We start from the raw sequence: 11,338 nt of genomic DNA on the forward strand, positions 1-11,338 counted from the left end.
ATGTTGGGCTTGAACGAGCGTGTTGCCTCTGTTGATATGCCTATCGGCGGCAGTAGCGACAAATCATTACTAGATACAGTTGCTGATGAGTCAGCGTCTGATCCTGCAGAGTTGCTGCAGGATAGTAACCTTAAAGGTAGCATTGATGGCTGGTTGGATCAGTTGTCTGGTAAGCAGCAAGAAGTTCTTTCTCGTCGCTTTGGTCTTCGTGGCTACCGTATGAGCACCTTGGAAGAGGTTGGTAAAGAGATTGGTCTAACTCGCGAGCGAGTTCGTCAGATTCAGGTTGAAGCACTTAAGCGACTCAGAGATATCCTTGAGAAGCAGGGCTTAAATGGCGAAACCTTGTTTAATAGTTGCTTCTAAGCTTCTTATGTATGCCGCAAATTTTGTGCAGGCATCAGAGTAAGTAAAAAATCCCCGCCTTTGGTGGGGATTTTTGCATTTACAGTTTTAAAATTCGCTGCTGCTGAGTCTGGGTCTTAATGTTGAATTCTATGTGGTATAAAACTTTTGCAAACAGTAACTTACTGAACTATTCTAACTAAAAGCTTTAAAAAGGCTGGTGGCGCTCCGATTCAGGGGCTTATTTAGATCTAGGGGCAGGTATTTGTTTTCGCTATTTAAAAAGAAATCGAAAGCTCAAGTAGTAGGGCTGGAAGTTCGCTCCAGCGGTATAGCTCTTGCTGTCGCTTCGAAAAATGAAGGCAAAAATGCGCTCATTACATTGTGTGATTATCGTGAGTGCAATGCGGCAGAGCGTGTATCAGTGCTGGAGTCACTTGTTGAAGAGCATGGCCTCGACGGTGCAACTTGTCGCGTCGTTTTGCCGGCAGATCAGTATCGAGTTTACCCTATCGAGAAGCCAAAAGTTGAAGAGAGTGAACTCGTCGATGCCGTTCGCTGGAAGCTAAAAGACCTACTCGACTATGACGTAAACGATGCGGTGCTGGATGTCTATGATTTTCCTCAGGATGCCCTAAAAGGACGTCCGGAACAGGTGAATGTTGTTTCCAGTCGGTCAGCTTTAATCCAGGATACCGTGAATCTCGTCAATAAGTCTGGTTTGGAACTAGAAACAATTGAGATCTCAGAGCTAGCGATTAGGAATATTGCCTTGCGACTAGCAGGTGATGATCAAAGACCCGTTGCGGTTTTATATCTTCGTCACGGTGCTGGAATGATTGTGTTGGTTAAAGGTGACACGCTTTACTTTTCCAGGCATTTTGACTTTTCTTTACAAGCGCTGAACGATGTCGCGCAGCAAAACTCGGTTATTCAGCAATTATCTTTAGAAATCCAGCGCTCATTTGATTACTTTGAAAGCCAGATGGCTCAAGTTCCTCCGCAAACGGTTGCACTGATGGGCCCTGCACCCAATATGCCATTAGCAAATATGCTTGGTGGTAGTATTGGCGCCAGAGTCGAACCGCTTGATATGTCCTTGTTTATGCAGGACGAGGCAAATCTGGGCCTTGAAGAAATTCAAGCTTTTGTCGCGCTCGCCAGTGCATTGAGAGAGGGGTAGAGCAATATGCAACAAGTAAACCTCTATACCGACGCTTTCAAACCAAAACGCGTAAAGTTACCACTCGAACAAATTATACTTCTGCCTGTTGTCACCTTGCTCTTGCTCATTGGTGTCAGCTTGTGGCTTAGCCATAGCTTAAAGCAGGAAGCTCAAGAGCTTGAAGTAATCAAATCAAAGAATGAAGAAATGGCAAAGCGCCTTGAAACACTAAGCGTTAAAGCTAAACGCATGAGAAAAGATGAGTCATTAGTCGCCGCTAATCAGCGTTTGCACGCTAAAGCTGAAGCTCGTCAACGAATGATCGAAATGCTAGATACGGTTGTAGTTAAAGATGATGAAGGCTTTTCTAATATTCTGCTCTCACTTGCACGCCAGAACTTAGATAAACTATGGTTGAACTCAATAATTATTGGCTCCTCAGGAAAGGAGATGCATATTGAAGGCATTACCCTGAACGGTGACTTGGTGCCCGAGTATTTGCAAAAGCTTCGTCAGGAAGACAGCCTCCTGGGGCGTACATTTACATTGTTTGAACTTGAAAAACACGAAGGGAAGAGACATTGGTTGAATTTCTCTTTGCGCTCTGAAGAGCACACTGCAGCACCTGAGGTGTTACTTTCTCGTCTTGATAGCAGTGAAGCAATACTCAACTATGCTAAAGACTCGGCTGGTTCTTCTGTAGAACAAGAAGGAGGCCAGAAATGAACCTTGAGAAATGGTACGAACTACGTGATAAAACAGCCGACCTAAGCCTTAGAGAACGGGCAATTATGGCGGGTACTGCTGTGGTGATCATTGCTTTTATTTGGCTGCAGACAGGCTTCGCTGATTATGAAAAAAAGCACAAAGCTAACTTAGCCAACAAAGCATCGTTGACACAAGAAACTGTTGAGCAAAGTAATCGGCTCAGTGAGCTGACTTCAGCTTTGGCTCACGACCCGAATGCAGCACTAAGGCAAGAGCAAGAACAATTAAAAGAGCGCCTGCAGGGCTTACGTTTAAAGATAGGGCAGCGTATGAGTAACCTGGTTGCGCCTGAAGATATGGCAAACCTTATGAAAAAGGTCTTATCTGACTACAAAGGCTTGAGCTTGCTAAGTGCCAAAAATCTACCGGTAGAGCCCTTGAACGTGAGTTTGGGGAGTACCACAGACGAATCAGATAAGACTAATGATAGCGCCATTTCTGCAGAGCCTCAGGCGGTTATATTTACGCATGGCTTTGAAATGGAATTGCGAGGAACTTATTTCCAGACGGTTGAATATTTACAGCAATTAGAAAGCTTGAGCGGCTTTTACTGGAGAATGCTGAGTTATAAAGTTGATCGGTACCCTAATGCGACGATAAAAGTTCAGCTCAGTACTCTGAGCCTGGAAGAGGACTGGATCGGTGTTTAAAACTACAATTTACAAGAGCTCTTTAGTATTAGTGTTTGGCTTATGCTTAAGCGCTTCATTGTCGCTGTCCGCCAAACAAACTTATAGTTTGCCTGGCGGTGAGGTCTTGTCTGACCCAACAGCGCCGTATGGGGAAAAGAGAAAGGCTGCCGCGAAAACCAAGCGCCGTATGCCGAACTTCTCTCTCAACTATATAATGAGCGCAGGGGATAACCGCCGAGCAATGATCAATGGCAAAAAAGTGTATGAAGGAGACTTTGTTTCCGGTGCGAAAGTAAGAAGAATTTCGTCGGAGTCTGTCTCGTTGGTGTATGACGGAAGAGAAGTCGTTTTGCACCTCAATAAAATCAAACAAATTCGAAAATAACTTTAAGCGGGCCTAAGCTAAGGTTTGGTCTGCGATATAAAGCCTATAGCTACATGATTGTGGCAGGCTCAAAAGTACAGAAGTGAGAACAACATGGTAAGGTCAAAAGGCTCGTATCAAGTAACAAAACAAGGTGCCCACAGTTTACTGGCATTTTGTATGTGCTTAATTCTATCTGCCTGTGCGAATAAAAATGCGCTGCTCCAGACACCAACCGCGAACACCACGTCGGCGGTTGATCAGATAAACGATACCTTGGATGAGGCGCTTGATGAGCAGAATGAGCCTTTATCTCCCCATGCGAATGAAGAAGTGCCGCTTGCTGTTGTTGACGCACTAACGCCACAAATTGGTAATTACAATAGTGCAATAGGAAAAATTGAGCCGCGCTTTGATATTGGCGTGAACAATGTTCCGGCACGGGATTTCTTTGCCGGCCTTGTAGACGGTACAAATAAAAATATGGTTGTTCATCCTGATGTTAGTGGCAGTATTAGCTTGCAACTCAGGGATGTAACGGTATCTGAAGTGATGAGCATTGCCAAAGATATCTATGGTTATGAATATGAGGAGTCAGGCCGACTTATAAAGGTCTTCCCTGCCGGGCTTCGTACCCAGATCTTTCAAATAAACTATCTGAATGTAAACCGAAACGGCGATAGTGAGACGCGCGTTAGCTCTGGACAAATTACTCAAAACTCAAGTGGAGGAAGCTCTTCCTCAAGTGACTCCGACTCAGATTCTGGCAGTGCTAGTACGCAAAGCAGCGGTTTCGGAACTCGTATTGCGACCACTAACCAGAACGATTTCTGGCAGCGTCTGGAAAGTACATTACAGCTGATTATTGGTAGTAAAGAAGGCAACTCTGTTGTGATTACTCCAAGCACAGGTATGGCCGTCGTACGTGCTGATAGCGACACGCTTGCTTCGGTGGAGCGTTACTTGGAAAGCTCAGAGTTGATACTTCAACGCCAGGTTATTCTTGAAGCGAAGATATTAGAAGTGAGCTTGAATGAAGGATATCAGCAAGGTGTCGACTGGAGCTTCTCACGTGCAAGTGATAGTTTGGACTCATCGGGCAACCCGAAAAATGGTGTGAATTTTACCCAGCTCGCACGTCAGGTGACGTCTGGAGATGTAGGAGGTGTTTTCGCCTCGACAATAAAGCTAGGTAACTTTGATACCACGATCAACCTGCTAGGCACTCAAGGAAATGTTCAGGTATTGTCCAGCCCTCGCATCGCAACGGTAAATAACCAGAAAGCTGTGATAAAAGTAGGAAGTGATGAGTACTTTGTAACAGATATCGATTTTGAATCTAATAGTGATTCGAACTCTACGTCTACAGACATTGATTTGACACCTTTCTTCTCGGGAATTGCCTTGGATGTGACGCCTCAGATTAGTGAAGATGGCAAGATTATTCTTCATGTCCACCCAACAATTAGTAAGGTGGAAGATCAGCAGAAAATTATTTCAGTCGGTGGTCAGGACTTGGATTTGCCTTTGGCATTTTCGAGTATTCGAGAATCTGACAGTATTATTACGGCAGAAAATGGTCAGATTGTTGTGATCGGTGGCCTGATTCAAAATCGAAGTTCGGATAATAATTCCAGCGTGCCTTTCCTGTCTGAGCTTCCTTTGGTTGGAGAGTTATTCAAGCAAAAAGGCGAACAGTCTGAGAAAACCGAGTTGGTTATCTTGCTTCGCCCAACGGTGACGAACCGTCGAGTCATTCGTCAGGATATCAAAGCAAGCCGAGACCGTTTTGGCGAGTTTAGAGATGTAATGGCTGCACCTGTCCAAACCAGTTTTTATTGAGGTTTGGACTTAAGTATAAGACTTGTCGTCTAAAATAGAGCAACTTGATATGTACGAGTCCTTTTTTGGCTTAAATGAAGCGCCATTCACATTGACCCCAAACACTCACTTCTTTCTCAAGTCGGAGACGCATCAACACGGTTTGGAAATGCTGTTATGGGCCTTGAATAACAAAGAAGGCTTTATCAAAGTGTCCGGAGAAGTCGGTACCGGTAAGACTTTACTGTGTAGGAAACTTTTAAACTCTCTCGAAGACCCTTTCGTTACTGTCTACTTGCCTAACCCCCATTTTTCACCGGCAACACTCTATTGCCTGATCTCTGATGAGCTCGAAGCTGCTTTGGAAAGCGCTAGTCCGGCAAATAGTGAAATAATAATTGAAGAGCCTAAACAGCTTGGCTCGGTTGCAACAGATCAGCATGTACTGGCTTTGGGAAATATCCAAAAAGCTTTATTGGCCTTGGCTGCACTCGATAAACAAGTCGTTCTGGTGATTGATGAAGCGCAATCGATGCCGGAAGACACTATAGAAGCCTTGCGCTTGCTCACCAACCTGGAAACGGAATCGGCAAAACTGATGCAGGTTGTACTCTTTGGTCAGCCAGAATTGGATGAAATGTTGAATAGCAAAAGTCTTCGACAGCTGCAGCAAAGAATAACGTTTCAGCATGAAATTCGCCCGCTCGATAGGGAGGGTGTCGAACAATATATTTCTCATCGAATGATCCTGGCAGGATACAGCGGTGGTCGTTTGTTTGAAGCAAAAGCAATTTCACTATTAGTGAGTGCATCCAAAGGTATTCCTCGCTTGGTAAATATTTTATGCCATAAGGCGCTGATGGGCGCCTTTGGTGAGGGTGTAAACCTAGTGACCGCGAAGCATATGAAAGCAGCGATTAAAGATACGGAAAGCGCACATAAACCCTGGTGGCGATCTATGCCTCTACCTGGAGCGCTTTCATGAGTTTAGTCAATGATATGCTTAGGGATCTGGAGAAGCGTAAAGCCCCTGAGCAAACCGGTTCCCTAGATACGGGCGTGTCTCGAGAAAGCATGATCGAGCCCAAACAAAGTAGCTTTAAGCAGAAAGATCTTATTTTGGTCGTCTTGGTCATTCTGGTGGCGAGCTTGTTTGCTTATATTCTTATGTCGACTGAGGAAAGCACTGTTGTCTCTGGAGATAGAGACAATAATAGTGAGCGGGCGGTTCAATCGGAAGCAGGGCTTTCACAGCAAGCGCCGACAATGCCTGTCGAAGAGCAGACAGTAAATGAAAAGCAGATAGCCGGGCCTAAATTACTCGAACCTGCTGTAGCGACGAAACAGACTCAGGTTTTGCAAGAATCTGCGCTAAAAGAAAAGAAAAGAGTGGAGCCGGTTGCCTCGGCTATTGTTGAGAAAAAAGCGCGAACAAGTGTCGTGGAAGAAAGCAAAGCAACGAAATCTGTTGTGGCAAAAGAGAGTCGTGAAGTCAAAAAGGCTAGCGATAATATTGTGACTCAGCCAAAAGTTGATAAGAGTACTGTTAGCAAGGGAGCTGATGCTGAGCCAAATTTGCAGACAAAAGCGAAAACCAAGGCCAAGCCGCTTGGTGTTGTTTTGTCTCCCTCTGCACTTGATTTAAAAATGGCATCAGATGCTATTTCATTATTTGAAATAGGTAAGCCAGCAGAAGCTTATGCTTTAATGCAGGCTTTTGTTGCCGAGAACAAGACTGTCGATAAAACGCTCAGCGTTTTGGCAAATCGCTTACTGCAAGACCAGCGCTTCAACGAGCTGTCGGGCCTGCTGGGCCGGGCGGGTAAGCCATTGAGCCCAGACCTGAGACAAGTTAAAGCGCGATGGATGTTGATGCAAGGGGAGCCTGAGCTCGCCGTTGCTTTACTAGAGCAGTCCTTGCCAGATATTGACAAGATGCCAGAGTACTTTGCATTGATGGCATCGCTATACCAACGAAATGGGCAATCAGGCAAAGCGTTTGAACAATACAGTCAGCTTATACAGAGCAACGACACGGTTGCAGACTGGTGGGCTGGTTTGGGGATTGCGGCAGACCAGCTTAAACAAGGGCGGCAGGCTGTATTTGCTTATCAACAGGCGATGACCCTGCCTGGTTTGAATCGTGCGCTAGAGAGTTATATCGGTCAGCGGCTGACAGCCCTGTCCTCGGTAAAGTAATTGAGTGAAGATATGAGTGAACCGAAAAAGAAAATTCGAATTGGTGACTTGCTGATACAAAACGGTGTTATTACCGAAGATCAGCTAATGACGGCCCTATCGGAGCAGAAAAAGACCGGAAGGAAGCTCGGTAAAGCGCTGATCGATCTTGGTTATGTTGATGAAGACAAACTTCTGAATTTACTGTCTCAGCAGTTGGAAGTGCCATTTGTTCACCTTCGTCATTACCAGTTTAATAACGACCTGGTTAATAAGCTGCCGGAGACATTAGCACGACGTTTCAGAGCGATAGTCTTAGATGAACAGCAGGGAGAGTTGTTAGTCGGCATGGCCGACCCGATGGATCTTATGGCCTTCGATGAGATTGGTCGAGCGGTCAACCAGCCTTTACGTCTAGCGGTTGTTCGTGAAAGCGAGCTCTTGACGACCATTGACATGGTTTATCGTAAAACAGAAGAAATATCTCACTTGGCTGGAGAGCTTGAAGAAGAGTTGGAAGATGATGCTTTCGACTTGGCTGAGTTAACCACGACCGGAGATGACAGTGAAGCACCGGTTGTAAAACTGCTGCAATCTATTTTTGAAGATGCGGTGCAGGCGAGAGCATCTGATATACATATTGAACCAGACGAAAGTGTGGTACGAATCAGGCAGCGTATAGATGGCATTCTGCAAGAGCAGGTGATGAAAGAGACACGAATCAATGCCGCCCTGGTACTGCGTTTGAAGTTGATGTCGGGCTTAAATATATCCGAAAAAAGAATTCCTCAAGATGGACGCTTTAACGTTAGGGTTAAGGCGCGGTCAGTGGATGTGCGTCTATCGACGATGCCTACGCAATATGGCGAGTCCGTGGTGATGCGTCTTCTTGATCAGACCGAAGGTATTCTGGGGCTGGACAAGGTAGGTATGCCCCCCAAAATACTCGAGCGTTTTAGAATCGCAGTGACACGTCCGCATGGACTGGTACTGGTAACCGGGCCGACGGGGAGTGGTAAAACGACCACTTTGTATGGCGCGCTATCTGAATTGAACAAACCAGAAGTAAAAATTATTACCGCAGAAGATCCGGTTGAATATCGTCTTCCGCGAATTACTCAGGTACAGGTTAACCCAAAGGTGGGATTGAATTTTTCTACCGTACTTAGGGCCTGTTTGCGTCAAGACCCGGATATTGTTTTGGTTGGTGAGATGCGAGACCAAGAGACCGCAGAAATTGGCTTGCGGGCGGCAATGACAGGTCATATGGTGATGTCGACCTTGCATACCAATGACGCGATTGGCAGTGCCATGCGTTTGATTGATATGGGCGCAGAGCCTTATTTGGTAGCGAGTTCTTTGGGCGGGGTGCTGGCCCAGCGTCTTATCAGACGGGTATGCCCGAACTGTGCGACCGAGTATCACCCAACGGAACAGGAGAGAATCTGGCTAGGTAGTATGGTCGCTGAAGGTGAAATCCTACCAGATAATTTCACTGTTGGAAGCGGCTGTTACCAGTGCAGTGATACCGGCTATAAAGGGCGAGTAGGTATTTACGAGTGGCTAGAAATGGATGATCGTACTTTGGGGGCGCTTCGTCGTGCAGACCCGGATGCCTTTGCTGAAGCTGCCAAGATGAATGCTTATTACGAGCCCTTGGATCGGTGCGCCTTAGAGTATGCGCGTCAGGGTATTACGACGATTGATGAGGTCTTCAGAATTTCTGCAACCCTTGATGAATTGGGGGCAAGCTTGGACGATGAGCTGGAAATAGACCTGGATGAACTCGATGAGTAACTTACTTGAAGGGTGGCAGGGTTAATGGCTCGATTTCAATACAAGGGGCGTGATGCAAAAGGGGCCCAGGTTAGCGGTGAACTGGAGATAGCTTCAGAGTCAGCTGCTGCCAATGAGCTGCTTAAAAAAGGTATTACTCCGGTTCAAATCAGTGAGCTGCAGGAAGCGTCAAAAAGTTTGGGCAGTATAAATATACAGCTGATCAAACCCAAAGTGACGCTTGATGAGCTGATTATTTTTTGTCGGCAAATGAATGCTTTGGCTCGCGCCGGTATTCCTATTATACGTGCAATGAAAGGCTTGGCGGATTCAACCAAGTCAGAAGTGCTTCGCGAGACACTCTTTGATGTTTCTCAGCGCCTAGAGTCAGGTGTGAATTTAGCTTCATGCATGCAGGCCCACCCCAAGGTCTTTTCTGATTTGTTTATTAGTATGATTCACGTAGGTGAAAATACAGGTCAACTTGAGGAAGCCTTTAAACGATTAAGTGAGAGCCTGGAAATGGAGCGTGATACACGTAAACGTATCAAGCAAGCGACTCGCTATCCAACCATGGTTATTTCTGCGATCTTCATCGCCTTGTTTATTGTTAACTTGTTCGTTATTCCAAAATTTGCCAGTGTCTTTGCCAAATTTGGTGCAGACCTGCCGCTACCGACTCAGATACTTGTGGCGACCTCTGAGTTTTGTTTGGCTTACTGGTGGCTGATTATCGGTCTTATTTTTGCGGGAATATATGCCTTTAAACAGTGGGTGGCGACGGAGAATGGCAATTATATTTGGGATAGGAAAAAACTCGGCTTTCCAATAGTAGGGGTTTTATTTGAACAGATCGCCTTATCACGATTTACCCGAAACTTTGCCATGATGCTCGCTTCCGGCATGCCGATTACTCATGCTTTGGCGATTGCAGCGGAGGCCTCGGGGAATAAGTTTATCGGTAAACGAATTATTGATATGAAAGTGGGAATAGAGCGTGGCGATAGCCTATTAAGAACGGCGCGTGCTACCGAAATATTTACCCCCTTGGTATTGCAGATGATGGCGGTTGGTGAAGAGACCGGCTCGATCGATAGCCTATTGGATGAAGTGGCAGACTTTTATGATGAAGAAGCAGACTACTCGTTAAAGCGCTTGTCTGAAGCAATCGAACCAATATTAATCGTTGCAATGGGCGGCATTGTCTTGGTCTTGGCATTAGGCGTCTTCTTGCCAATCTGGGACTTGGGCCAGGCAGCAATGGGACGGTAGACAGCGTGTATAAAGCGGAAGAAAAAACTGTTTATGAGCGCAGTTTCGGCAATCGCTATTTTGTGGTCGCAGTGAGCCTTCTGATTATTGTGTTCGCCTTGAATTGGTTGGCTGAACGTTTGAATCAAGAGCTAGTGAATGCCGAGCGTGTACAGTTTATTCATAGGCTTAAAGAACTCAATGCTGCTGTTACCTTGATGCAGGCATCTCTGGTGGCCCAGGATAGGCCGCAAGCAATGGCAGAGTTTGTGGGCGCAAATCCGATGAACTGGGTTCAGGATGACGTGACGCACTATGTTGGAGAGCAAGCTTTAGAGGAAAGTCAGCACCTAGCGGGTGTTTGGGTATTTGACCCAAAACTAAGAGATATTGCTTATCAGCCGCGCGATGTGTCAGTAGAGAGTTTGCGAGCGCAATTGCAGGGGGAGTTCTCAAGGATTGTTAGCGATGAACCTGAATGGCAGCGCCAAAGATATTCGCAATGGTTGCAATTTAGAGTAGTTGGTCTATTGTCAAAGGATAAAGTTCAAGCGAATAAACATTCAGAATATGAAGGATTAGTTCTGCAGCTCATGCCGTAAACCATGAGCGCAGTTTCTGAAGCAGGTACTTGGTTTTCAAAAACGGGTTTTCAAAAACAGGTTTCAATTTACATTGATGAAGAGAGTTTGAAGTTATGAAAAAAATGTCCGGCTTTACATTAATTGAGTTAGTGGTCGTGATTGCCGTGCTAGCTATTCTTGCTGCGGTGGCCTTCCCGAAGTTTGCTGAGATTTCTGATGAGGCGCATCGATCGGCTGTTGAAGGCGCTGGTGGTAGTTTTACCTCGTCGGTTTCACTGGTTAGAGCCCAGTGGCTGGCAAACGGTACCCGTACCGCCATTACAGACTTACCTGGATATGGTGAACCAGATAATGTTATCGATGTTAGTGTCGATGGCTGGCCAACAGGCGTAAATGGTAACACCAACCCCAGTGGAATGACCGCTGCTGAGTGTAATGCACTGTGGGGGGCATT

At 45.9% G+C, this 11,338-nt stretch carries 12 protein-coding genes; all 12 read left to right on the plus strand.

Annotation, left to right across the window (positions count from 1 at the left end; genetic code table 11):
- Window positions 1-366, plus strand: a 366-nt coding sequence (locus A3735_RS11570; protein ID WP_082885871.1) for a sigma factor-like helix-turn-helix DNA-binding protein, incomplete at its 5' end; no start/stop codon positions are given.
- 244 nt (window positions 367-610) lie between these two features.
- Window positions 611-1,528, plus strand: coding sequence for a hypothetical protein (locus tag A3735_RS11575; RefSeq protein WP_082882136.1), 918 nt, complete (start codon window positions 611-613; stop codon window positions 1,526-1,528).
- 6 nt (window positions 1,529-1,534) lie between these two features.
- A complete protein-coding gene (locus tag A3735_RS11580) occupies window positions 1,535-2,236 on the plus strand; it encodes a hypothetical protein (RefSeq protein ID WP_068511629.1) in 702 nt (233 codons plus the stop codon).
- Complete coding sequence (locus A3735_RS11585; RefSeq protein ID WP_068511626.1) at window positions 2,233-2,928, plus strand: hypothetical protein; 696 nt, start codon at window positions 2,233-2,235, stop codon at window positions 2,926-2,928. Before A3735_RS11580 ends, A3735_RS11585 begins: the two co-directional genes overlap by 4 nt.
- On the plus strand, window positions 2,921-3,295 hold the full coding sequence (locus A3735_RS11590; RefSeq protein WP_068511623.1) for a general secretion pathway protein GspB: 375 nt from the start codon (window positions 2,921-2,923) through the stop codon (window positions 3,293-3,295). The genes A3735_RS11585 and A3735_RS11590 overlap by 8 nt, the downstream gene beginning before the upstream one ends.
- Window positions 3,296-3,454: 159 nt before the next feature.
- Window positions 3,455-5,116 carry a pilus (MSHA type) biogenesis protein MshL gene (gene mshL, locus A3735_RS11595; protein WP_082870332.1) on the plus strand — a complete coding sequence of 554 codons (1,662 nt, stop codon included), beginning with the start codon at window positions 3,455-3,457 and terminating at the stop codon, window positions 5,114-5,116.
- 49 nt (window positions 5,117-5,165) lie between these two features.
- Entirely contained in the window at window positions 5,166-6,080 is a 915-nt protein-coding gene (locus A3735_RS11600) for an ExeA family protein (RefSeq protein WP_068509832.1), read from the plus strand.
- Window positions 6,077-7,294 carry a M48 family metallopeptidase gene (locus A3735_RS11605; protein ID WP_068509830.1) on the plus strand — a complete coding sequence of 406 codons (1,218 nt, stop codon included), beginning with the start codon at window positions 6,077-6,079 and terminating at the stop codon, window positions 7,292-7,294. Before A3735_RS11600 ends, A3735_RS11605 begins: the two co-directional genes overlap by 4 nt.
- 12 nt (window positions 7,295-7,306) lie before the next feature.
- A complete protein-coding gene (locus A3735_RS11610) occupies window positions 7,307-9,070 on the plus strand; it encodes a GspE/PulE family protein (RefSeq protein ID WP_068509834.1) in 1,764 nt (587 codons plus the stop codon).
- Window positions 9,071-9,094: 24 nt separating this feature from the next.
- Window positions 9,095-10,321 carry a type II secretion system F family protein gene (locus A3735_RS11615; protein ID WP_068554338.1) on the plus strand — a complete coding sequence of 409 codons (1,227 nt, stop codon included), beginning with the start codon at window positions 9,095-9,097 and terminating at the stop codon, window positions 10,319-10,321.
- Between the two features lie 5 nt (window positions 10,322-10,326).
- On the plus strand, window positions 10,327-10,902 hold the full coding sequence (locus A3735_RS11620; RefSeq protein WP_068508285.1) for a hypothetical protein: 576 nt from the start codon (window positions 10,327-10,329) through the stop codon (window positions 10,900-10,902).
- 95 nt (window positions 10,903-10,997) lie between these two features.
- A partial coding sequence (locus tag A3735_RS11625; protein WP_156499631.1) for a prepilin-type N-terminal cleavage/methylation domain-containing protein occupies window positions 10,998-11,338 on the plus strand: 341 nt, incomplete at its 3' end.

It is taken from the genome of Oleiphilus sp. HI0061, assembly GCF_001635675.1.